The sequence below is a fragment of the Roseomonas sp. 18066 genome (assembly GCF_902706185.1).
Lineage (GTDB): Bacteria > Pseudomonadota > Alphaproteobacteria > Acetobacterales > Acetobacteraceae > Pseudoroseomonas.
Map to the genome: position 1 here is coordinate 12,943 of NZ_CACSJM010000018.1, position 22,253 is coordinate 35,195.

The window sequence follows — 22,253 nt, forward strand, 5'->3', positions numbered from 1 at the left end:
GCTGGGCGTTAATCGAGATCCCGTGAGATAATTAGTTCCCTTAGAACGTGATCGTGGCGGACGGGTCACGAACTAAATGAGTACTAAACCGGAACTATGCATCTTTGGAACCATCGTGTGGCGATGGTGCCTCCTGAGCCTGGACAGGTCGGTCTTCTATGTAGGCCTCTTCAGCCTAACCCCGGCCCCACCCCCATTCTCCCGGATTAGCTCGACGCCAGCCACCTCGAGAGCGCCGCGGATGGCGAGGATGGTCGCTCTATGAGGCGCGGCCGTGCCGTTCTCCAGGCGAGCGATGGTCCGCTGCGGAATATCGCTGGCGATATGCAGCTGATGCTGAGTCCAACCTAGGAGTGCTCTGGCCGCTCGAAGCTGGGGACCGGTTAGGGAGATGTTCGAATCGGGCTCGCGAGAAATCATGGGCGGACTATGCGAGCCCAGGCTCACGCTACTCAAGGAACCAAGGCGCGAGCGCTTGATGAGGCGGGTTGGCGATGCCCGCGGATCTTAGCAGCGCGGATCATGCGATGTCGGTCGGTTCGTGCCCTTGCGTCTAGGAGGTTTCTCCCGCCCGCTGCGCCCAAATCCGATGCGCTTCAAATCTGATCATAATTTGAGCGTCGTTTGGAAGGCTGACGATCGTATTATTAAGCAAATCATACGCAGAGCGCATTGGAGTTGGAGAGTACCGAAGAAGACTATCGATAGCCTCGACTAATGCGGACGCGACATCACACATTAGGGCAGCTTGGCTGATTGGCGGCCTGTTTGACATGATTTACTGCCGAACCTTAACAATAAAGGCACGGCAGCTGCATCTATGCAGTCAGGGACTCACCTATCGTGATCCCATATTCGGTAAATTCAAAGATTAATTCTCGTAATGCTTGGCCGGCGCGCCCAAAGCCTATGTCCTGTGCGGCCGCGTGCCTTATTTGGCTAATCCTCGGAATTTTCATGGTTGCGGCGCGCCTCATCCTTGGCAGCAGCCTCGCTAACCTGAACCTCCTGCTTTCCAGGCATTGTGCGGAGCGCGTTGCCCATGGTCGCTGCGAAGCCAGGATGGGCGATCTCGCTGCCGGGAAGGCTTGGCCGCCGAAGTCGCACGCCAGCGCCGCCGCCGTTTTCTGGGATGAACTCAACGCCAGCCCGTGCCAGCGCTTCAACCACGCGCTCCATGGTATCCAACCGCCCTCGGACAGGCTCGGCAGCTCGCGCTTCCATATTGCGGATGGTGTTGATGCTGACCCCGGACGTCTCTGAGAGATCCTTTTGCTCGAGGCCCGCCAATGCGCGGGCCGCCCGAATTTGGTTCCCAGAAACAGCCATATGGTTGCCACACCCAAAATCTACTTGACGATGACCTAGAGTACCACTTAGATGGGTATCAGCACCAGAAGATTGCGTGTGGGAACCACCATTCCGCAGCGATCACGCTTGTGCACTCAGATCGGCCGAGCTCGGTGTTTGCACCACCCAGCCCGGCCTCACCACAACCCTGACGCTGGAGCATCAGGCCATGGCTACTGCTGCGCATAACGCGCCACCCGTCCGCGCGTCCAGAAGACCGGCCACCGCCGGCGCCGAGGGGTTTACGCCCTCGAGGGCAAAAACCTCGGTTTTGGTTCCCCAGGATCGGGGGATCAATCGGCAGGGCATCCCCCTCACGGAGATGCCTTCCGGCCATCCCGAGGTTTTCCCCAATCTGGGGGAAAAGGTCAGCGCTGACCCGTCGCCGAGAAGATCGTCGGTCGCTGCCGGCCAGGCCAGAAGAAGAAGCCTGAACCTGCCGCGCGAACTGGCCTATCTCGCTCCGATACTTCGGGAGCGCGGCCGGATCGAGGCGCTCGCCGCGGCGCTGATCGACCTGCTGGACAGCTTCGATGCGCCGACAGCGGACCTCGAGGAAGAGCAGGACTGCTGCTCGGCCGCCGATGATGACCTGGACAGCCTGCGTCTCCGCCAGCGCCACGACGATTGCGGCGCTGGTGATCGCGACGACGCCGAGCCGGATGACGAGGACTGCTGCCTTGCCTGCGACGACCGCGGCAGCAGGATCGGGGGGCCGGCCTGGGGGCGGCCATGAGCAGCACCCCCACCCTCAACGAGGCCCTGAACGAAGTCGACTATGTGCTCGGCCGGCTCGAGCAGGGCTCCGAACTGCTCCGCAGCATCCTCGTGGACGCCCCCGACGCGGCCGAGGATGGCCTGCGCTATCTGGTCGAGGCCCAGGATCTGTTCCGGGTCGAGGCTTCGAAGGCCATGGAGCAGGTGTGGGCTGCTGTCCGCGCCGAAGTCCGAGGGCCGCAGGCATGATCCGCCCTCCCATGGTGGGAATTTCCCACGATGCGCCGCCGCCGGTGGTCTGCCCGACCCGCTGGGAATGTGCCCGGGCCTACATTCGCACAGGCTCGCTGCCGCCGCGGTCCATGGTAAGCCTGGCGCTGCTGAGCTGGTCGCTAGCCGGCACCGCGGCCGGTCTGTTCGTCGGCCTCTTGCTGGAGGGCATGAACCAGTGAGCCGCCACGCCCTCCCCGCCAGCCACCGCTGCGCCTGGTGCCCGCGCAGCTTTGACACCGTGGCCGAGCGCGCCAGCCACGAGCACCTGACCCATGCCGGCAACCTGGCGCGCAGCCAGGACGCCGAGGCGGCGGCCAGGCTGCACCACCTGCACCAGGATCGGCGGCTGATCGAACTGGGCCGCGCGCTCCCCGAGACACCGGCCGACCTCGGCCGACAGCTCGCCAACAGGATGAGGGGGATCGACACTCCCTCTTTCTGGCGCGAGGCCGACCTGATCCTCGACGCCATGCGCGACCTCATGCTCGAGGGCGGGCAGCCGGCGCCGGCCGCCTATGCCGTCTGCCGCGATATCCGGCTGGCGGCCAGAAGAGAGTGGGCGCGGCTCGATGGGCAAGAGCGCCCGGCCAATGTCCGGTAACACGGCCTTGTCCGTTCCTGGCTTGTTCCGGGGTGCTATACTGCACCTCGGCAGGGCACGGGTGGCCACCCGCGCGCCCGGTACTCCGCACCGGGCCGCCCTGCCGCATCTCGCTTGCGGACAGCTGTGCGGAGAAGCTCAGAATGGTCGACGGCATGCACGCCAGTGGCTTGGCGGCACCAACGCGGAAGCCTTTGCCGACAACGGCACGGATGGAAGCCATTCAGTTGCTAAACTGGCTTTCTGGCTGGGATCCGGTGAACATCGATCTCACCGGCCGCAACAGCTTCCGGCATATGTGGCTGCTGGAGCCGGATTCTCGAGTCGAACCGCATCCGGCTCTGACCCTGCTGGAACTGATCAGGGATGGCGAGACACGCTGGCCGGAAAGCTCGAGCATCGATTTTTCCGAGAGAGCCGTGCAAAAGGAGCTTGCCCGCTTCACCAATCTTGTCGCGGCACATGCCCTTCCAGTCGACCGATTGATCGAGCAGCTGCAGCGCGACTTGGCGCAATGGAAGCGGTTGAGTACCGCGCAGGCCACTGCCTCGGCCGAACTGTTGGATGCCTTAACCGGCGAACGAATCGTCGCTCGAGCCACCCCAGGACACTGGTACTGGGATACCCCGACAGTTGCCGAGAAAGTTCCCTCGGAAATCTTCGGCAGCGTGCAAGCGTGGATCACTCCGAAGGGCGAGATCTTTGCTGCAGGCAAGCAAAGATACCATCATGCCTACTTCCTGACTGCAGAGGTCGCCGAAACCTGGCCGCTGCCATCGCCCGTGCCAGGACTGGACGGTCAGCGGAGCGGCGTGTCGGGGCGGCCTACCAGTCGGCATTTGATCGAGAGCCACATGGCGCAACGCGCAGCAGACGGGCTTTTGGCTCCCACGCTGACCGAAGAGTGCCGGCATCTCTCGGCCTGGCTAAGGGAAACACATCCGCTCGAGGCGCAGATAAAGCCGAAGTCCGCCACAGAGGCTCTGCGCGCTCGGTGGCGCGAGCTAACGACCAGGAAGCCATAAACCAGAAATCGGGATCGATTTATGGTCGCTATATCCGGCATCTCGGCCTGACCATCCTCACAACATCTCAATTGCGAGGTGTTGCGCTGATGAACATTCTCCCCGATCGCCCTGACGCGCTGCTGACCCGCGAAGCCGTGGCCGGCGCGCTGACCGCCGCCGGTTATCCGGTGTCGCCGCGGACGCTCGCCACCAAGGCCACGCGCGGTGGTGGGCCGCCGTACAGCCTGTTCTCCGCCCGTGCGCTGTATCGCTGGGAAGACGCGCTCTCCTGGGCCCGCAGCTGCACCAGCGCGCCGCGCCGGAGCACGTCCGAGGCCGACGCTCGGTTCGCCGCCTAAAAGCAAACCCCGCCACGGCAGAGGACCGGGCGGGGCTGCGAGAGAAGAAAGCTAGTCTGGCCCGCTGAATATAGCGTCTCTCTCGCTGCTTTGCCACTCCGCCGTGCACATCCCGTGAGGATACCAATGCACGATTTCTCCAGCCTCCCCCCCGAACTGCGGAAGCAGCTCCGCGCCCATCTGATCGAGTTCCTCGACGAGATCAACGTCGAACACATCATCGATGTGGAAAGCGGCGAAGTGATGGTTCCGCTCCACGAGCTTGCTCGCGCCATGGGCAAGACCGAGGAAGAGATCAAGGCCGAGCTGGCCGCTCTCGCCGCCGGCCGCCCGCCCTTCGCGCCGCTGAGCTGAGGGAGCCGGTCATGCGCAGCAACACGAATTACCATCGCCAGTCGGACCCCGACTTCAACCCGCAGTTCGGCCGCCGCTGGGCCGAGCCGACCAAGCCGGCCTTCCGCATGAACGCTGAGCCGATCCGTCTGATCGAGATCCCGCTGGCCGCCGGCACCGATGGCAGCCCGCGCGCGGCGCTGCTCGTCCCGCCGATGCCGGCTGCGCTCGACCGCCGCCCGGTTCGCCGCATCTTCGACAGCATTGGAGACGCGATCGCCGCCAAGCGACTGATGGAGGCCAGCCGATGAGCCGCCGCCAGGCCCCCGCCATTTTCGTGACCGACACCGAGGCGGCCGAGATGATCGTGCGTTCCCAGCAGTTGGGCGAGGCGTCGCGTATGCCCGCGTTTCGTGCCGCTCGCGAGGGAGCGATCTGCTTGGCGATCGCTGCTTACGGTGCCCGCGTGCCTGCGCGGGTCCTCAGCGCCGAGCGCCCCACCACCATCCTGCTGACCGATGACCACCCCGACGCTGTCGGCCGCAAGGGTTGGCCGCAGGTGCGCCGGCTGCTGCGCTGGGCCCGCCTGGTGGTTCTCCACGCGACGGGCGGTCAGCCCGAGCACTACAGCTTCATCGTCGAAGCGACCCTGGCCACCAAGCGTGTCCTGGTGATCGAGATGGAGTATCGGCATCACGCTGAATGGCTGGCGCTGGCCGATCAGTACGCGTCGCACCTGCGCATCCTGAACATCGTACCGCCCGTCGGCGGCACCCACCCTGTCGGCCACGCCCCGGCCGGGACGGTCTTCCAGTGACCGCGCCGTTCCTCTCCCCCGACTGCGCCGAGCTGGTGAAGGTCATGGGCGAATTGGCGGGCGTGTTCGACGCTCTCTACGACCTGCTGCTCGATACCCATAACAGCAGCACCCATCCCGACGCTGTTCGCATGCACATGGCCGAAGCGCTGGCCCAGGTCGACAACGGGCGCCGGCTGATGGCGCTGGAAGGCGGGGCGGAATGACCGCCGACAGCATCACCATACTGCAGTCCTACGGCCCCCGCCTGGCCAAGCGCGTCCGCACTGATGGCACCATCGAGGGGTACGACACCGCCCGGCACTACGATTTCTTCGCTGAGCCGCTGGCTGACCTGCCAGACTTGCTGGCGCTGCTCGGTGTCCTGATCGGCCGCCCCGACTGTGCCATCGTCCGCGGCGCGATCGCCGACCCCAGCCGCCGCCAGCACGTCCGCCGCCTGGTGCATCCTGATCCGGAGACTGGCGAGCAGCCCACGCTGCGCGACGTGGCCCGGCGCTGGCTGGCGCTGGACCTGGACGGCGTGCCGCTGCCAGAGGGGATCGACCGCGCCGACCTGATCGCCTGCGCCCGTGCCGTCCTACCGATGCTGCCGCAGCCGCTGCAGCAGGCGGACCTGGTGGTGCAAGCTACCGGCTCACACGGGCTGAAGCCGGGGGCGCGCCTCAGGTTGTGGGGGTGGTGCGACCGCCCCCTTTCCGGCGCCGAGGGCCAGTGCTGGTTCCGCGGGCTGCCGGTCGATGCCTCTGGCTTCCGGGCGGGGCAGATCACCTATACCGCAGCGCCTGCCTTCGAAGCCGGCGTCCACGACCATCTTCCGTGCCGCCTCGCCTGGCTGCAGGGGGAGCGCCGTGAGATCCTGACGCCGACCGTCGCCGCTCTGACCCCGGCGCCGAAGCCGCGCGCGGCCGACGAATCCCGTGCTGGCGGCTTCGCGCGGCCGGGATCGGGCAGCGCCTATGCCCTGGCGGCCTTGACGCGGGCTGTCTCCAACATCCGGGCGCAGAGCGAGGGCACCCGCCACCCTACCGCCGTCGCCGAGGCTTGGGGCCTCGCTCGCCTGGTCCGCGCCGACCTCCTGACCGCTGACGAGGTGTCGCGCGCCATCGGCGGCGCGCTGGTCGATGTCGGCAAGAGCAAGGAGGAAGGCGCCGCCATCGTGAAGTGGGCGGTGGGGCAGCGGATGGATACCGGCAACCTGTCCGCGGGGGTCCGCGCATGAGCACCGACACCGCCGCTCCCGAACGCGACCTCGCCGCCGAAGCGTTGGAGATCACGCGCCTCGCCGACATGGATGCCGTCTCCTACGCCCGGGCTCGCAAGCAGTCCGCCCAGGCGCTGGGTCTGACCGTCGGCGCTCTCGACAAGGCCGTTCAGGCCGAGCTGCGCCGCCGCGAGGCTGACGCCGCGGCCGACTACCGCAAGAAGGCGCCGCCCGCGGCCGGCGAGGTCCGCTGGCCCTATGGCCTCAAAATGCGCGCCGACGGCTTGCACGTCGACACCGGCGAAAACGGCCTGCTGTGGCTGTCCGCGCCCTTCGAGGTGCTGGGCGAAGCGCGCGAGGCGTCTGGCGACGGCTGGGGGCTTTGGCTTCGGTGGAAGGACCGAGACGGCCGCGAGCATACCTGGCCGATGCCGGCCCGGCTGCTGATGGTCGGGCCAGGCGAGCTTGAGGCGGCGCTGGTGGAACGCGGCCTCCGCGTCTCGCCGGACCCCGCCGCACGGCTGCACTTCCGCCGCGCCCTCGGCGAGGTGCAGGCCGGCAGCCGTGTGACGCTGGTCAGCCGCACCGGCTGGCACGCTCAGCCCGGTCAGGATCCTGCCTACGTCCTCGCGGACGGCAGCGCCTTCGGATGCAAAACGTCGGAAGCGATGGTGCTCAAGCTGCAGGCCGAGGCTGCCGTGCAGCTTGTCGCTCAGGCGGGGACGCTGGAAGGCTGGCAGCAGCAGATTGCCGCGCACGCCGTGGGCAACGACATGGCGGTCGCCGCCATCGCCGGCGCCTTCGTCGGCCCGCTCCTGGAGCCGCTGGGGGAGCCTTCGGGCGGCCTGCACCTGGCGGGCCGCAGCAAGGTCGGAAAGACCCTGGCGCTGCGCCTGGGGCTATCTGTGTGGGGGATGCCGTTCAAGGGTGGCGCGCTGCGCGATTGGCGCTCCACCGCCAACGGCCTCGAGGGGGCGGCCGAGGAATCGAGCGACGGGCTACTCGGCCTGGACGAGCTTCACCAGGCCGACCCGCGCGAGGTGGCGAGCGGCATCTACATGCTGGCGAACGAGAGCGGCAAAGGCCGCATGCGCCGCGACACCAGCGCCGCCCGGCGGCGGACGTGGCGGACATTCATCCTCAGCACAGGCGAACTCGACATCGGCTCCGTTGTGGCGAAGGCCGGCCAGAAGCTGCCTGCCGGCGCCGAGGTGCGGTTGCCATCCATCCCGCTGCCCTCTGTCGGGAACTGGCCGCGGCTGCACGGCTTCGCCTCGATCGACGCGATGATGGGGCACCTGCACGCCGCCCTGCGGCAGCAGCACGGGACCGCTGGCCGCGCATTCTTGGCGTCGCTGATCCGGGACCGCGCCACGACTCCCGGCGCGCTGGATCAGGCAGCAGCCGCAATGCGCAGCATCTTTGCGCAGACGCTGAAGCCTGATGCTGATGCCCAGGTTCGGGACGTCGCCCGGCGCTTCGCGCTGATTAGCTTGGCCGGCGAGCTGGCTCGCGCGTGGGGCATCCTGCCCTGGCCGGACGGAGAGGCCACCCGGGCCGCGCAGGCGATGCTGGCGGCATGGCTCGTCAGCCGCGGCGGCGCTGGCTCTGGGGAGGAACAGCAGCACCTGCGGGCCGTCCGCCTGTTCTTGCTGGCCCACGGCGCAAGCCGGTTCGTGGCGCTGAACAAGGCCGACGGCGGGGACTGGCAGGAGACCTTCCCCGACAAGACAGTGCCGAACCGCGCCGGCTGGCGGCGCCGGGATGCCAAGGGGAAAGAGAACTATCTGATCCCTCCCGTGATCTGGCGGGAAGTCTGCGCCGAGGCCGGCATCGACCCGACCGAGACGGCGCGGACCCTTCGCGACCAAGGCATGCTCGAGCCCGGCGACGGCAAGAACCTGGCGCAGAAGGTGCGCATCCCGGGGCTCGACCTGGTGCGCTGCTACAGCGTGAAAGCCGATCTGCTCGGCGACAGCCAGCCGGCCGAGGTGGCGGCATGAACGCCTCCTTCGTTCCTACTGATCCGACGATGCCGAAGGCGTCGGATCGCCTAAAACACAAGCAATATCAACTCAGTACCGACCGTCCTGACCATTCCGACCCCTGCGCACATACCCTGGAAAAAAAGAACGTTCTGGAGGCCTTCGCCGAGCGGCTGAGCACGCAAGCCCGGCTGGACCAGATCGACCATGACGAGGCCGAGGCCACCGCCATGCGGAAGCACTTCGCCGCCCCCGTTGGCCCAGGACCGCCAGCATCCGATCCTCTGAAGGACGGCCTGTTCCGGGGCTTCTGGCTCCATCGCCACATCACCCACCCGAAGGGAACACCATGAACCCGACCGACTTCCGACCGACCGACACCACCCCCCAGGCCATCGAGATCGCGCTGAACAAGGCGCGGGGCGTGCTGTCCGGCATGGGCAGCGACCTCGAGGCTGCGAAGCAGCGGCGCGATGATCTGCTGATCGACGGCACCGCCAACGAGCTGGGGGCCGCCGAGGCCGACCTGGCCAAGCTGCGCGGCGACGCCGAGCGGCTGGAGGCCATCACCACCAACCTTACCACCCGTCTTTGTACGGCGAAGCGGGTGACTGCGCTCGGGCAGGCGGCGGAGGCTGCCAAGGCCCTCACCGATGCAGATGCCGAACTGGCCGCCTGGTGGCGGCGCGACGGCATCAAGATCAAGCGGCTCGTCGCCGACGGCGTGAAGCTGAAGAAGACCGTCGAGAACGCCGCAATGGACTACCAGTTCATCTCGCAGCAGGCGGGGAATCGTTACCCCGACGCAGAACTCGCCGCCCCCAAGTTTGATCAGCAGAGCAACGCCAGCGATTTCGCCAGCACGCTCGCTGTGTGGGCCGACGGCGACAACCTTGAAGGAAAGGAAGGCATCCAGTGAGCGAACACACTATGCAGACCGTGACCGCGCCGCGTGGCGCTATGCTGCAGAGCCTGAGGAATCTGCGGCAGACGATGACCTCAGTGGCACCGCCCATGCTGCCGGTGTCCATGGCGGCGCCAAACATGACTCCTCAGCAGGTGGCCGCCATCACCGCCCATCAGAAAGCGGTGGCCACCATGTGCGAAAGCGCCGGGTTCGCGGAGATGGTGGCCACCTTTCTCCGTGTCGGCGCCACGACCGATCAGGTGGCGGAACGGCTCGAAGAAGCCCAGGCAATCTGCGCTGAGACTGCGCGTTGCGGGCTGGAGGACATGGGGCCGACCCTGGTCTCCTCCGGTGCCACCCTCGCTGATGCGCGAGAGATCCTGACGGCCACCATGGCAGCGCGCGTCGACAACACTGCTCGGCACCGCACAGCGCCCGCGTTGGTACAGCAGGCGCATATCATTGATGCCGGGGCCATCTATGCCCGCCTCAATGCCTCGGCCAGCCTCAAGCTGGACAACGGCGTGATCGATGCCGGCAGCTATTACGACAGGCTGCGCCAGCAGCAGCGCTGAACCTAGAGGGGGGGGGCGCAACATGCGCCCCCTATTCCCTGCCCAGCTAGGGAGGATCCCATCGGTGAACATCACCATCGAAATGCTCTCCAAGGGCCTGCAGGAGAAGCTGGACACTCAGCGAAAGCGGGTCCGCGAGGTCACCCTGCGCGCGGTGAACTATGCCGCCGAGGAAGCCCGCGATGCGGTGAAGCGGGAGATGGCCAAGGTGTTCGACAGGCCGACGCCGTACACCCTCAACTCGGTGCGGGTCGACTATGCCAGGTGGAACAACATCGAAGCCTCGGTGAACTTCAAGCAGCCTAGCCGCGCCAGCAAGAACACGCCGCCCAGCGAGTGGGTCGGGGTCCAGGTCCGAGGTGGCCCCCGCGACCTGAAGCGCTCTGAGCGGGCTATTTCCTTCAAGCGGGGCAACCGCAGCTTCTACCTGGTGCCAACCCGCTGGGCTGAGCTGGACAGCTTCGGCAATGCGAGCCGCGGACAGCTGGTGAAGATCCTGTCGGCCCTCGACTCGTTGAAGACCCGATCGAGGAGCAAGGCGAGAGGCGGCAAGCCGAAGCGGAGCCGGGGGCGGCGGAGGAATGAAAGCTACTTCGCTGTGTTCGACGAGCGCCCCGGCCTCAAGCCCGGCATCTATCAGCGGAAGGCGTCTGGCTTCGGCTCGGGCGTGGTGCCGATCTACCTGGTGACCAGGAAGGCGCCAACCTACTCGAAGCGGCTCGACTTCGACGCCACGGTGCGCCGGTCCCTGGAGATGAACCTCTCCCGGATCTGGCATGAGGAGTGGTCGAGGCCGACGGCGCGGGATCTGCGGCCAGACCCGTGAGTGCGAACAGGTGCGAACTGCGAACCCCTTTTGCAGGGTTCGCGCTAGGCACCCTCCGCGGCCGAATCACCCGTGGCTCTGCAGCGGGCTCAGGGGGCCCCTGGAGGGGGAGAAAGGGGCACGGGGAGTTCGGGCGTGTTTCGGGGCCAGCTACGGGTTCGAAAAGGTGTCCGCACCCTGTCCGCACCTCGAAATGTCCGCACCTCCCCACGGTGGGGAGGGGCGAAGCCGACGGAGAGGCGGCGGGGGCCCCTGGGCTCCCGGAAAGTGTCGCGGGGGATTCGGCCCCGCCGCATGGCTAGCCACAACACATCCCTAGGGGGTTCATCACCATCATGGTGCCGACTGAGATCACCGCCGGCGAGCTAGCCGGCATCCTCGGCGTCTCTGAACGCCGCATCGCTGCCCTGAAGGCGGAGGGGCGCATCCCGACCGCGGCTAGTGGGAAGATCCTGCTGCATGACCTGCTGCACCGGCAGCATGCCGAGCTGGCCCGGATTCGGCAGCAGCCGCACATGGCCGCTCGGCTATCTAAGGCGGAAAGCTGGGACGAGCTTCACCCCCTCGATGCCATTGCCAAGCTGACTGCTCACATCCTTGCCAGCCTGATGCCCGCCGCGACCGTTCAGGCGGCGCTAGCGGTCGGCATTTCCATCGAGCAAGCCAAGGCTCTTCATGCCGCCATGCTGACGGAGACAGCCAAGGCCCGCGAGACCGCCATGCAGATGTGCACCATCGAGCGGGATCCGGATGGGCCGGAGCCTGGCGACGTGCTTGACCTCAAGCCGGTCGATTGGGACGCGCTGGCTGCGTGATGGGGGAGCGCGTTAGGTCCGCGCCCGTTACCCCGGTGTTACCCCGAGGATTTTAGCGACCTGCCTGAACGGCCGTAAGTCACTGAAAAAATTGGCGGACCCGATACGATTCGAACGTACGACCTTTGCCTTCGGAGGGCAACGCTCTATCCAGCTGAGCTACGGGTCCTCGCCGCGGGCTTCTTTACCCGGATGCGGGCGGGATGGGAAGCCCTGGAAAGCGCTCCCCGGAACTCCCTGTCCCGCGCCGAAAATCAGCGCCCGGCCAGCGCCGCCTCCACCGCCGCCGACACCGCGAACAGCGCCGCGTCGCCATCATGGGCGCCGGTCAGCATCAGCCCGACCGGGGCCTCGCCCGGGGCGTGGCAGGGCAGGCTGATGCTGCAACTGTCGAGGAAGTTGAAGGCCGCCGTGTTGCGCAGCAGCAGCAGGTTGATGCGGCCGTATTCGGCATCATCCGCCACGGCGGCGATCGGCGGCGGCGTCAGCGCGGCGGTCGGGCACAGCACGGCGTCATAGGGCGCGATGCGAAGGGACGCCGCGGCGACGATGCGGGCGCGGGCGGCCAGCAGCTCCTGGTAGTCGGCGGCATCCTGCTCGGCGCCGCGCAGGATGCGCGACAGCACCCGCGGGTCGTAGCCGTCGCGGGACGTCGCGATCAGCGCGCGGTGCCAGGCGTAGCTTTCCGCCGCCGCGAAGCCGCCCTTGGCATTGGCCTTCGGGATTTCCGCAAGTTCAGGGAAGGAAAAACGCTCGATGAAGGCGCCGGCGGCGGCCAGGCGCGCCACCGCCCGCTCGAAGGCCGCAGCCACCGCCGGCTCGACGCCGTCGAACAGGAAGGAGCCTTCGGGAATGCCGAAGCGCAGCCCGGCGACGGAGCGCGCAACCGGGGGAACGGCGGCTTCCGCGCCGGCCATCAGCTCGTGCAGGATGCTGCAGCAGCCGACGGTGTTGGCGATCGGGCCGATGCTGTCCAGGCTCGGCGACAGCGGCAGCACGCCCTCCAGCGGCACGCGCTTGGCGGTCGGCTTGTAGCCGACGATGCCGCATAGCGCCGCCGGCACCCGGCAGGACCCGCCGGTGTCGGAGCCCAGCCCGGCCAGGCCCATCCCGTCGGCGACGGCCACCGCCGCCCCCGAGGACGACCCGCCGGGCAGACGGCCGGTCGCGCGGTCATAGGGCGAGCGCGGCGTCCCGTGATGCGGGTTCACCCCCAGCCCGCTGAAGGCGAATTCCACCATGTTGGTGCGCCCCAGCACGACGAAGCCGGCGCGCTGCAGCCGCGCCACCACCGGCGCGGTGGATGTCGCCGGCGGCGCATCGGCCAGCACGGCCGCGCCCGCGCGGGTGGGCACGCCTTCCTGGTCGAACAGGTCCTTCACCGTGATCGGGATGCCGGCCCAGGGGCTCGGCGCGCGGCCGACGGCGCGCAGCGCGTCCATGGCGCGGGCGGTGGCCAGCGCCGCCTCGGCCTGGACGGCGACGAAGGCGCGCGATCCTTCGCCGGCCGGGTCATGGATGCGGGCCAGCGCCGCCTCGGCCAGCGCCACCGCGCTGGTCTGGCCGGCGGCGAGGGCGGCGGCGGCGGCGGGCAGCGAGGTCGGTTCGGCGCGAGGCATGGCGTAGGGTTCCGGGCAGCTGGCGGCAGGCAGGGCGCGCATGCTGGGCCGTGGCCGTCCCCCTGGCAAGGCGCCCGCCTCCCCCTCAAAACCCATCATTTCGAAGCCGTTGACAATGCCGCGCTTTCCTCGCCACCATCATCGCAACTGCATGCGGCTGCGGTCGTCTGACGACAGGACGTCATACCCGTGACCGACATGGCCAGGCCGGCGCCGCGCCGGACCCGCGGGCCCAACAGGAGAGACGTCCCGATGACCATCACCATGCCGCGCCGCCGCGCGTTGCTGGCTGCCGCCGCCTTCGCCGCGCCCGCGCTGATCGGCTTCAAGGCCAGCGCCCAGGCGATCAACCTGCGCTCCGCCGACATCCACCCGGACGGCTATCCGACGGTGGAGGGCGTCAAGATCATGGCGCGCTTGGCCAAGGAGCGGTCGCAGGGCCGCATCAACATCCAGGTCTTCCATTCCCGCCAGCTCGGCGAGGAGAAGGACACGCTGGAGCAGACCCGCTTCGGCGTCATCGACCTGAACCGCACCAACTTCGCGCCGCTGAACAACCTGGTGCCGGAGACGGTGATCCCCGGCCTGCCCTTCCTGTTCCGCGACGAGAGCCACATGCACCGCGTCATGGATGGCGATATCGGCGCCGAGATCCTGGCCGGCGCCGAGAAGCACGGGCTGATCGGCCTCTGCTGCTACGACAGCGGCGCGCGCTCCATGTACAACCGGCTGCGCCCGATCAACTCGCCCGCCGACATGAAGGGCATGAAGATCCGCGTGCAGCAGTCCGACCTGTGGCTGGCGATGATGCGCGCGCTCGGCGCCAATCCGACGCCGCTGCCCACCGGCGAGATCTATTCGGCGCTGCAGACCGGCGTGGTGGATGGCGCCGAGAACAATTATCCCACCTATCAGTCGCAGCGGCATTTCGAGGTGTCCAAGTACTACTCGGTCACCGAGCATTCGATGTCGCCGGAAATCCTGGTGATGTCGAAGCGCAGCTACGATCGCCTCGGCAAGGACATGCAGACCGTGCTGCGCGAGAGCGCCCGCGACAGCGTGCCCGAGATGCGCAAGCTCTGGGTCGCCCGCAGCGAGGCCGCCAAGGGCGAGGTCGTCACCGCCGGCACCGTGATCAACACCGTCGACAAGAAGCCCTTCGAGCAGGCCATGGCCCCGGTCTACGAGCAATTCGCCCGCGACGCCCGGCTGAAGGCCATGGTGCAGCGCATCCGGGAGAGCGCCTGACCATGGCTTCCCCCCATGACGGCCCCCTCGACGGCCGGAAGGGGGGGCTGCCCCGCTCCCTCGGCCGCGCGCTCGACCTGTGCTGCAGCCTGTGCCTGGGGCTGGCCGGGCTGTGCTTGGTGCTGATGACCGGCGTCGTCTCCTGGAGCGTCTTCGGCCGCTTCGTGCTGAACGACACCCCCGCCTGGGCCGATGCCACGGCGATGCTGCTGATGGGCTGGGTGATCCTGGGGGCGGCCGCCGCCGGCGTGCGCGAGGGCTTCCACATGGGCTTCGACACGCTGAAGGCGCTGATGCCGGCGCCCATCGCCCGCGCCTGCGACATCGCCTCCGACCTGCTGGTCACGCTGTTCGGCCTGGGCATGGCCTGGTTCGGCGGCGAGCTGGCGCTGGGCGTCTGGGACGCGACGCTGCCCGCCATCGGCCTGCCCGGCGCGGTCGAATATCTGCCGCTCGTCCTCGGCGGGATCATGATCGGCCTGTTCGGCGCCGAGCGCCTGGCCGCCCACTTGGCGGGCGAGGAAGCCCCGTCGGAAGCCCTCGTCACCCCCCTCGTCAGCGACGCCTGAGGCCTCCCGCCATGGAAATCACCCTGCTCATGGGCAGCTTCGTGCTGCTGCTGCTGATCGGCACGCCGGTCGCCTTCGCGCTGGGCATCGCCGCCTTCGTCACCGTGCTCTACATGGACCTGCCGGCGATCGTGGTGTTCCAGCAGATATCTTCGGGGATGAACATCTTCTCGATGCTGGCCATCCCTTTCTTCGTCTTCGCCGGCGACCTGATGCTGCGCGGCCAGATCGCCGACCGGCTGGTCGCCCTGGCCTCGGCCATGGTCGGCCATATGCGCGGCGGGCTGGGCCAGGTGAACGTGGTGGCGGCCACCCTCTTCGGCGGCGTGTCCGGCTCGGCGGTGGCGGATGCCTCCGCCGTCGGCGGCGTGATGATCCCGCAGATGCGCGCCCGCGGCTACGCGGCCGACTACGCGGTCAATGTCACCGCCAATGCGGCGCTGATCGACCTGCTGATCCCGCCCAGCCACAACATGATCCTCTACGTGATCGCCGCTGGCGGGGCGATCAGCGTGGCCGACCTGTTCACCGCCGGCATCATCCCCGGCCTGCTGCTGATGGTCGCGCTGATGTTCACCGCCTGGGCGGTGGCCGTGAAGCGCGGCTACCCGCGGGAGCAGTTTCCCGGCTGGTGGGCGCTGGCCCGGCTGACGGCCGCGGCGCTGCCCGGGCTGATGCTGATCGTCATCATCTTCGCCGGCGTCCGCAGCGGCATCTTCACGGCGACCGAATCCGCCGTGGTCGCCGTGCTCTACGCCCTGCTGGTCACGCTCACCGTCTATCGCAGCCTGGACTGGAACGGCTTCGTCCAGGCGGTGCTGGGCGGCGCGCGGACCACGGGGATGGTGCTGCTGATCATCGGCTGCGCCAGCGCCTTCGGCTGGCTGATGGCGCTGCTGCAGGTGCCGGCCATGACGGTCGCCCTGATGCAGGGCATCACCGACGACCCGCTGCTGCTGCTGCTGCTGATCAACGTCATCCTGCTGCTGCTCGGCACCTTCATGGACATGGCGCCGCTGATCATGATCGGCACGCCCATCTTCCTGCCGGTCGCCATGAAGCTCGGCATGGACCCGGTGCAGTTCGGCGTGGTGATGATCCTGAACCTGGGCATTGGCCTGATCACGCCGCCCGTCGGCCCGGTGCTGTTCGTCGCCTGCGCCGTCGGCAAGGTGTCGATGTGGGACGCCACCAAGACCAGCCTGCCCTTCTACAGCGCCGCCTTCCTGGTGCTGATGGTGGTCACCTATGTCCCCGCCGTCTCCTTGTGGCTCCCGCGCCTGTTCCATTGACGGCGAAGCGCGCCAATAATACCGCCAAAGGCAGCACCGCCGTCCTCGAGGAGCGTCCCGCATGACCGATCTGAAAAAGCCCGTCCTGGTGACAGGCGCCTCCGGCAATCTCGGCCGCATGCTGGCCGCCGCCCTGTCGGCGCGCGGCTACCGCCTGCGCCTGACCGACATCAAGGCCTTCCCCGACGACCTGCCGCCCGGCGCCGAGTTTGTCACCTCCGACCTCGGCGACGAGGCCGCCATGCTGCGCATCGCCGATGACTGCCAGGCGATCCTGCATTTCGGCGGCGTCTCGGTCGACCGCCCCTTCGAGGAGGTGATGGACCCCAATATCCGCGGCCTCTACCACATCTACGAGGCCGCCCGCCGCGCCAGCGCCCGCGTGCTCTTCGCCAGTTCCAACCACAGCATCGGCTTCCACAGCCGCCCGGGCCCGGGCGAGCCGAAGCTCGAGGCCCCCGGCTCCTTCCGCCCCGACAGCTTCTACGGCCTGTCCAAGGCCTATGGCGAGCTGATGGGCCGGCTCTACTGGGACAAGCACGGCGTCGAGAACCTGAACGTCCGCATCGGCAGCTGCTTCCCCGAGCCGGTCGACGCCCGCATGCTGGCCACCTGGCTGTCCTTCGACGACCTGGCCCGCCTCTGCATCGCCTTCCTCGAGGCGCCCAAGGTCGGCCATGCCGTGGTCTGGGGCGCCAGCGCCAACCCGGCCAGCTACTGGGGCGCCGACCACCGCGCCCGCATCGGCTGGGAACCCGCCGACACCGCCGAGGCCTTCCGCCACAAGGTGGAGCACCTGCTGTCCGGCAACCCGGTCACCGAGCGCTACCAGGGCGGCGCCTATTGCGCCAACGACTACAGCCGCGCCAAGCCCAGCCCGCGCGACGCCTTCTCGCTCGATTGAGCGGGCTGCACCTCCGGGCGGGCCGCTGGTCCGCCCACCTGCTGCCCGGGCGCGGCGCCGCCTTCGAAAGGCTCGACTTCGCTGCGCGCCCGGTGCTGCGCCCGCTGGACGGCTCCGACCCCAACGCCACCCGCGCCGGCTCCTTCTGGATGGCGCCCTGGACCAACCGCCTCGACGGCGGCGCCTTCGGGGAAGGTTTTCGTTTTCCGATCAACCGCCCCGACGAAGGCAACGCGCTGCACGGGCTGGTCCGCGAGCACGCCTGGGAGGTGGTCGACTCCAGCCCTGGCCATGCGGTGCTGACCCAGTCGCTGGCAGCACCCCCCTTCGACGTGGCGGCCCGCCTCGACATCGCGCTGACGGATGACGGCGTCACCCTCGCCCTCACCCTGCGCAACAAAAGCTCCGAGCCATGTCCGCTCGGCATTGGCTGGCACCCCTGGTTCCACCGCCCGCCCGGCACTCGCCTGGACTTCGCGGCCCAGACCCAGCTCGCCACCGACGCCCGCAGCCTGCCCATCGCCGCCGAGCCCGCCGACACCCGGCACTGGCTCGGCCAGGACCGCCACTTCACCGGCTGGAACGGCACGGCCCGCTTCGCGACGCCCGACCACATGGTCACGCTCGAAGCGACCGGCGCCTGGGCCCACAACCTCCAGCTCTTCGCGCCCCTCGAGACGCCGGTGCTCTGCCTCGAGCCGGTCAGCCACCCGCCCAACGCCATCAACCAGGCTGGCTTCGGCTCGATGCACCTCGTCCAGCCGGGCCAAGCCCTCGAAGGACAGATCAACATTCAAGCAAGGCCAGGGGAATGAATTCCCCCGCAAACCTACAGGTTTGCGCCCATCTTTTTTCTGTCAGTGCTGCCGCGCTCTGAACGACAAACCTTGCACAGCAACCTTGCTGCGCTGCACTCTCAACATATGAAAACAGCGCTAGTCCTCGGGGCCGGGATCATGGGCCTCTCCGCCGCCTGGGGACTGCGCCGCGCCGGCTGGTCCGTCACCATCGTCGACCAGGACGAAACCCCCAACGAACGCGGCGCCAGCGTCGATGAACACCGCCTGATCCGACACGCCTACGGCGCCGAGCTCGGCTACATGCGCATGGTCGACGCCGCCCACGACGCCTGGAACCAACTCTGGGCCGATCTCGGCGAAACCCTCTACGTCAAGACCGGCATGCTCGCCCTCGCCGACGCCCCCGGCGGATGGCTCGCCGAAAGCCGCGCCGGCCTGACCACCGGCAACTACCCCTTCGCCGATATCGACGCCCCCACCCTCGCCGCGCAATTCCCCATGCTGTCCGGCCACGGCATCCACGCGGCCTTCCGGATGGAGCATGCCGGCGTCCTGCTCGCCCGCCAGATCGTGGCCAGCCTCGCCCGCCACCTGGCCGCGAACGGCGTCACCTTCCTCCGCGCCCGCGCCAAGGAAGCCGACCCCGCCCGGGCCACCCTGACGCTGGAGGACGGCACGCAGAAAACCGCCGACCTGCTGGTCATCGCCGCCGGCCCCTGGATGCCGCGCTTCCTGCCCGGGCTGGCCGGGCGCGTCACCGCCTCCCGCCAGATCGCCGTCTACCTGGAGCCGCCGCCCGAGCACCGCGCTGGCTGGGAAGCCGCGCCGATGGTGCTGGACCTGGCTAGCGACGGCGGTTTCTACGCCGTCCCCCCCGTCGCCGGCACCGCGCTGAAGGTCGGCGACCACCGCTTTTCCCTGTCGGGCGATGCGGAAACCGATTCCCGCACCCCGACGCCCGAAGAAGTCGAAGGCATCATGGCCCTCGTCCGCCCACGGCTGCGCGATGCGGCGGGCTACCGCGTCATCGGCGCCCGCGCCTGCTACTACGATGTCGAGCCGGAGGAGCGCTTCATCCTCGAGCCACTTGGCGACCGCGCGGTGGTGATGAGCGGCTTCTCCGGCCATGGCTTCAAGTTCGGCCCGCTGATGGGCCTGGCGGTGGCCGGCGAGGACCGCCTGGCCCGGGCCGGCTGGGCCGCCGGCCGGACGCTGCCTGTCACCGAAGCGTCACAGGGCATCGGCTGAGGGCAGCGCTAGGCTCCGTCTCCTTCCAACACGCGGAACCGAGACGATGCGCCGCCTGCTGCTCGCCACCTGCTTCCTGCTGCCGGGGCTTGCCGCCCAGGCCGCCCCCGAGATCACCATGCTGACCAGCGACGACCCGGCGCTCAGCCTGGGTCGCTTCGCCTTCCCCGGCGGCAAGGTGGTGGAGATGTCGGTGGGCATCGGCAGCGCCGCCTATCACCGCCCGGGCGACCCGGCCGACATCGTCTACACGCTCTCCGACCGCGGCCCGAACTTCGCCTGCAGCGAGGCGGAGGAGATCGCCGGCGTCCCGGCGGCCAAGCTCTGCGCCGAGGAGCCGCGCGGCCGGGTCTATCCGGTGCCCTCCTATGCGCCGACGCTCTATGGCCTGCGGCTGCTGCCCGAGCAGCGGCGCTTCCAGCTGTTCGAGGCGATCGCGCTGAAGCGCCCCGACGGCCAGCCAATCACCGGCCTGACCAACCCCCTGCCCGGCCGCACCGAGCAGCCGCTGGACGGCAATGGCCGGCGCCTGGCCTTCGACCCCTCCGCCATCGATGCCGAGGGGCTGATCCGCCTGCCCGACGGCCGCTTCTGGGTCGGCGAGGAAAATGGCCCCTCGCTGGTCGAGGTCGCCGCCGATGGCCGCATCCGTCGCCGCGTGGTGCCCGTCGGCACGGCGGGCGAGTTCGCCGGCGCCGGCTACGAGGTGGTCGAGGGCCTGCCGGCGATCCTGGCCCGCCGCCAGTCGAACCGCGGCATCGAGAGCCTGACCGGCACGCCGGATGGCGCGACGCTCTACGCCCTGCTGCAGAACCCGCTGGCCAATCCGGATACCGCGGCCTTCCGCGCGGCGCGCAACACGCGGCTGCTGCGCTACGATCCTGCCGGCAACCGCGTCACCGGCGAATGGGTCTACCAGCTGGACGACCCGCGCAGCTTCCGCAACGACCCGTCGGATCGCCAGAGCGACCCGCGCATCTCGGAGATGGCCTGGCTCGGCCCCGACCGCTTGCTGGTGCTGGAGCGGACCGAGAAGACCACGAAGCTTTACGAAGTCCGCCTGGACGGCGCCGCGACGAACATCCTGGGCAGTTCCTGGGACGACCCCGCGACCCGTCCGACCCTGGAGCAGGGTGGCGCCGGCGTGGTGCCCTTGGAGAAGCGGCTGGTGCTGGACAGCGCCGACCATCCGGAGCTGCCGGGAAAGCTGGAGGGGATCGCGCTGCTGCCGGGCGGCGTGCTGATGCTGATCAATGATGATGACTTTGGCATCACCGGCGAGCGCACGCGCATCGCCTTGATCAGGGGTGTGCTGAACTGATGTGGGGGTCCGGGGGCATTCAATGCCCCCGGTGCTTTCTGACTTACTTAAAGATCAACGGCGCATCATCGGACGGCGCCTCCGGCATCGGCACGTCGATGACCACCGAGTTCGGATCGACCGTGCTGGCCGGTTCCAGCCAGTAGGTCACGCTTTCCGGCCAGAAGATCACGATGGCCACCAGGATCAGCTGCAGCCCGACCCAGGGGATGGCGCCCCAGTAGATGTCGGAGGACCGCACTTCCTTCGGCGCGATGCCGCGCAGGTAGAACAGCGCGAAGCCGAAGGGCGGGTGCATGAAGCTGGTCTGCATGTTCACGCAGAGCAGCACGCCGAACCAGACCAGGTTGATGTCGAGCTTGGCGGCCACCGGCGCCAGCAGCGGGATGACGATGAAGGCGATCTCGAAGAAGTCGAGGAAGAAGGCCAGGAAGAAGATGAAGATATTGACGAAGACCAGGAAGCCGGTCTGACCGCCGGGCAGGTGCGACAGCAGGTGCTCGATCCAGAGGCCGCCATCGACGCCCTGGAAGACCAGGCTGAAGACGGTGGAGCCGACCAGGATGAAGATGACCATGCAGGTGATGCGCATGGTGTTGTCCATGGCCTCCCGCACCAGCTTCCAGGACAGGCGGCCGTTGATGGCGGCCAGGCCAATGGCGCCCACCGCGCCCATGGCGCCGGCTTCCGTCGGCGTGGCGAGGCCCATGAAGATGGTGCCGAGGACCAGGAAGATCAGCACGACCGAGGGCACCATGCCCTTGAGGACGCGCCAGATCAGCGGCCAGCCGCGCTGGTGCAGCGCCTCCGGCGGCAGGGCCGGCACCTTGTGGGGGGCGAAGATCGAGACGCCGGCGATGAACAGGACGAAGAGCAGGACCTGCAGGATCGAGGGGCCGATGGCGCCGGCATACATGTCGCCGACGCTCTTGCCGAGCTGGTCGCCCAGGATGATCAGCACCAGCGACGGCGGGATGACCTGGGTGATGGTGCCCGAGGCCGCGATCACGCCGGTCGCGATCCGCATGTCATAGCCATATTTCATCATGATCGGCAGGCTGATCATGCCCATGGCGATGACCGAGGCCGCCACCGTGCCGGTGATGGCGCCGAGCACCGCGCCCACCAGGATGACGGCATAGGCCAGGCCCCCCGGGATCTTGCCGAAGAGCTGTCCGGTGCCCTCCAGCAGGTCCTCGGCCAAGCCGCAGCGTTCCAGGATCGCCCCCATCAGCGTGAAGAAGGGGATCGAGAGCAGCAGCTCGTTCGACATGATGCCGAAGACGCGGAACGGCAGGTTGCCCAGATAGGCCGAGGTGAAATAGCCGAGCTCGATCGAGAGGAAGCCGAAGAACAGCCCGACCGCGGCCAGCGAGAAGGCCACCGGGAAGCCGATCAGCAGGAACACGACGAGGCCGCCGAACATCAGCGGCGGCATCATCTCAAGGGTCAGCATCGGGCGGAGACTTCCGGATTGCGGTTG

General features: G+C 68.2%; 28 protein-coding genes and 1 tRNA gene. 24 read left to right on the forward strand and 5 right to left on the reverse strand.

Going from position 1 to position 22,253, the window contains the following annotated elements; all coding sequences use genetic code 11:
* Positions 1 to 156: 156 nt before the first annotated feature.
* Both GVN67_RS05765 and GVN67_RS29935 read right to left on the reverse strand, forming a co-directional pair.
* Positions 157 to 420, reverse strand: coding sequence for a helix-turn-helix domain-containing protein (locus GVN67_RS05765; protein ID WP_159993721.1), 264 nt, complete (start codon positions 418 to 420; stop codon positions 157 to 159).
* Between the two features lie 519 nt (positions 421 to 939).
* The gene (locus GVN67_RS29935) at positions 940 to 1,290 is read right to left on the reverse strand and encodes a helix-turn-helix transcriptional regulator (RefSeq protein ID WP_235034972.1); all 351 of its coding nucleotides are present in this window, start codon (positions 1,288 to 1,290) and stop codon (positions 940 to 942) included.
* Between the two features lie 229 nt (positions 1,291 to 1,519).
* Between GVN67_RS29935 and GVN67_RS05775 the strand changes: the two genes are divergently transcribed.
* From GVN67_RS05775 to GVN67_RS05855, 17 genes are all read left to right on the forward strand, one after another.
* Entirely contained in the window at positions 1,520 to 2,086 is a 567-nt protein-coding gene (locus GVN67_RS05775; protein WP_159993723.1) for a hypothetical protein, read from the forward strand.
* Positions 2,083 to 2,316, forward strand: coding sequence for a hypothetical protein (locus GVN67_RS05780; protein ID WP_159993725.1), 234 nt, complete (start codon positions 2,083 to 2,085; stop codon positions 2,314 to 2,316). Before GVN67_RS05775 ends, GVN67_RS05780 begins: the two co-directional genes overlap by 4 nt.
* Complete coding sequence (locus GVN67_RS05785) at positions 2,313 to 2,519, forward strand: hypothetical protein (RefSeq protein WP_159993727.1); 207 nt, start codon at positions 2,313 to 2,315, stop codon at positions 2,517 to 2,519. The genes GVN67_RS05780 and GVN67_RS05785 overlap by 4 nt, the downstream gene beginning before the upstream one ends.
* Positions 2,516 to 2,941 (forward strand): hypothetical protein, encoded by a 426-nt coding sequence (locus GVN67_RS05790; RefSeq protein ID WP_159993729.1) that lies wholly within the window; start codon positions 2,516 to 2,518, stop codon positions 2,939 to 2,941. Before GVN67_RS05785 ends, GVN67_RS05790 begins: the two co-directional genes overlap by 4 nt.
* Before the next feature lie 143 nt (positions 2,942 to 3,084).
* Positions 3,085 to 3,966: a hypothetical protein gene (locus GVN67_RS05795; protein WP_159993731.1), complete on the forward strand. Its 882-nt coding sequence runs from the start codon at positions 3,085 to 3,087 to the stop codon at positions 3,964 to 3,966.
* Entirely contained in the window at positions 3,936 to 4,307 is a 372-nt protein-coding gene (locus tag GVN67_RS05800; RefSeq protein ID WP_159993733.1) for a hypothetical protein, read from the forward strand. Before GVN67_RS05795 ends, GVN67_RS05800 begins: the two co-directional genes overlap by 31 nt.
* Before the next feature lie 126 nt (positions 4,308 to 4,433).
* The gene (locus tag GVN67_RS05805) at positions 4,434 to 4,661 is read left to right on the forward strand and encodes a hypothetical protein (RefSeq protein WP_159993735.1); all 228 of its coding nucleotides are present in this window, start codon (positions 4,434 to 4,436) and stop codon (positions 4,659 to 4,661) included.
* 11 nt (positions 4,662 to 4,672) lie between these two features.
* Positions 4,673 to 4,951, forward strand: coding sequence for a hypothetical protein (locus GVN67_RS05810; protein WP_159993737.1), 279 nt, complete (start codon positions 4,673 to 4,675; stop codon positions 4,949 to 4,951).
* Positions 4,948 to 5,457, forward strand: a complete 510-nt coding sequence (locus GVN67_RS05815) for a hypothetical protein (RefSeq protein ID WP_159993739.1) — start codon at positions 4,948 to 4,950, stop codon at positions 5,455 to 5,457. Before GVN67_RS05810 ends, GVN67_RS05815 begins: the two co-directional genes overlap by 4 nt.
* Positions 5,454 to 5,663: a hypothetical protein gene (locus tag GVN67_RS05820; RefSeq protein ID WP_159993741.1), complete on the forward strand. Its 210-nt coding sequence runs from the start codon at positions 5,454 to 5,456 to the stop codon at positions 5,661 to 5,663. Before GVN67_RS05815 ends, GVN67_RS05820 begins: the two co-directional genes overlap by 4 nt.
* Entirely contained in the window at positions 5,660 to 6,679 is a 1,020-nt protein-coding gene (locus GVN67_RS05825) for a hypothetical protein (RefSeq protein ID WP_159993743.1), read from the forward strand. The genes GVN67_RS05820 and GVN67_RS05825 overlap by 4 nt, the downstream gene beginning before the upstream one ends.
* Positions 6,676 to 8,664 (forward strand): DUF927 domain-containing protein, encoded by a 1,989-nt coding sequence (locus GVN67_RS05830; protein ID WP_159993745.1) that lies wholly within the window; start codon positions 6,676 to 6,678, stop codon positions 8,662 to 8,664. Before GVN67_RS05825 ends, GVN67_RS05830 begins: the two co-directional genes overlap by 4 nt.
* The gene (locus GVN67_RS05835) at positions 8,661 to 8,999 is read left to right on the forward strand and encodes a hypothetical protein (protein WP_159993747.1); all 339 of its coding nucleotides are present in this window, start codon (positions 8,661 to 8,663) and stop codon (positions 8,997 to 8,999) included. Before GVN67_RS05830 ends, GVN67_RS05835 begins: the two co-directional genes overlap by 4 nt.
* Positions 8,996 to 9,565: a hypothetical protein gene (locus GVN67_RS05840; RefSeq protein ID WP_159993749.1), complete on the forward strand. Its 570-nt coding sequence runs from the start codon at positions 8,996 to 8,998 to the stop codon at positions 9,563 to 9,565. The genes GVN67_RS05835 and GVN67_RS05840 overlap by 4 nt, the downstream gene beginning before the upstream one ends.
* Positions 9,562 to 10,128 (forward strand): hypothetical protein, encoded by a 567-nt coding sequence (locus GVN67_RS05845; protein ID WP_159993751.1) that lies wholly within the window; start codon positions 9,562 to 9,564, stop codon positions 10,126 to 10,128. The genes GVN67_RS05840 and GVN67_RS05845 overlap by 4 nt, the downstream gene beginning before the upstream one ends.
* Positions 10,129 to 10,192: 64 nt before the next feature.
* Positions 10,193 to 10,954, forward strand: coding sequence for a hypothetical protein (locus GVN67_RS05850; RefSeq protein WP_159993753.1), 762 nt, complete (start codon positions 10,193 to 10,195; stop codon positions 10,952 to 10,954).
* A 335-nt stretch (positions 10,955 to 11,289) separates the two neighbouring features.
* On the forward strand, positions 11,290 to 11,769 hold the full coding sequence (locus GVN67_RS05855; RefSeq protein ID WP_159993755.1) for a hypothetical protein: 480 nt from the start codon (positions 11,290 to 11,292) through the stop codon (positions 11,767 to 11,769).
* A gap of 92 nt (positions 11,770 to 11,861) precedes the next feature.
* Here the strand turns inward: GVN67_RS05855 and GVN67_RS05860 are convergent.
* Positions 11,862 to 11,938: transfer RNA gene (locus GVN67_RS05860), tRNA-Arg, on the reverse strand.
* Positions 11,939 to 12,023: 85 nt separating this feature from the next.
* Complete coding sequence (locus GVN67_RS05865; RefSeq protein ID WP_159993757.1) at positions 12,024 to 13,388, reverse strand: amidase; 1,365 nt, start codon at positions 13,386 to 13,388, stop codon at positions 12,024 to 12,026.
* 252 nt (positions 13,389 to 13,640) lie between these two features.
* On the opposite strand from GVN67_RS05865, the gene GVN67_RS05870 reads away from it, so the two are divergent.
* The 7 genes from GVN67_RS05870 to GVN67_RS05900 all read left to right on the forward strand — a co-directional run bounded on the left by GVN67_RS05870 (position 13,641) and on the right by GVN67_RS05900 (position 20,770).
* A complete protein-coding gene (locus tag GVN67_RS05870; protein ID WP_235034973.1) occupies positions 13,641 to 14,636 on the forward strand; it encodes a TRAP transporter substrate-binding protein in 996 nt (331 codons plus the stop codon).
* A 2-nt stretch (positions 14,637 to 14,638) separates the two neighbouring features.
* Complete coding sequence (locus GVN67_RS05875; RefSeq protein WP_159993759.1) at positions 14,639 to 15,205, forward strand: TRAP transporter small permease; 567 nt, start codon at positions 14,639 to 14,641, stop codon at positions 15,203 to 15,205.
* Positions 15,206 to 15,216: 11 nt separating this feature from the next.
* A complete protein-coding gene (locus tag GVN67_RS05880; protein ID WP_159993761.1) occupies positions 15,217 to 16,497 on the forward strand; it encodes a TRAP transporter large permease in 1,281 nt (426 codons plus the stop codon).
* Positions 16,498 to 16,558: 61 nt separating this feature from the next.
* Positions 16,559 to 17,401: an NAD(P)-dependent oxidoreductase gene (locus GVN67_RS05885; RefSeq protein ID WP_159993763.1), complete on the forward strand. Its 843-nt coding sequence runs from the start codon at positions 16,559 to 16,561 to the stop codon at positions 17,399 to 17,401.
* Entirely contained in the window at positions 17,398 to 18,216 is an 819-nt protein-coding gene (locus GVN67_RS05890) for an aldose epimerase (RefSeq protein WP_235034974.1), read from the forward strand. The genes GVN67_RS05885 and GVN67_RS05890 overlap by 4 nt, the downstream gene beginning before the upstream one ends.
* 108 nt (positions 18,217 to 18,324) lie before the next feature.
* On the forward strand, positions 18,325 to 19,449 hold the full coding sequence (locus tag GVN67_RS05895; RefSeq protein WP_255430372.1) for an FAD-dependent oxidoreductase: 1,125 nt from the start codon (positions 18,325 to 18,327) through the stop codon (positions 19,447 to 19,449).
* A 46-nt stretch (positions 19,450 to 19,495) separates the two neighbouring features.
* The gene (locus GVN67_RS05900) at positions 19,496 to 20,770 is read left to right on the forward strand and encodes an esterase-like activity of phytase family protein (RefSeq protein ID WP_159993767.1); all 1,275 of its coding nucleotides are present in this window, start codon (positions 19,496 to 19,498) and stop codon (positions 20,768 to 20,770) included.
* A gap of 43 nt (positions 20,771 to 20,813) precedes the next feature.
* Here the strand turns inward: GVN67_RS05900 and GVN67_RS05905 are convergent, their stop codons facing one another.
* Positions 20,814 to 22,226 (reverse strand): TRAP transporter large permease subunit, encoded by a 1,413-nt coding sequence (locus tag GVN67_RS05905; RefSeq protein ID WP_159993769.1) that lies wholly within the window; start codon positions 22,224 to 22,226, stop codon positions 20,814 to 20,816.
* Positions 22,227 to 22,253: the final 27 nt, after the last annotated feature.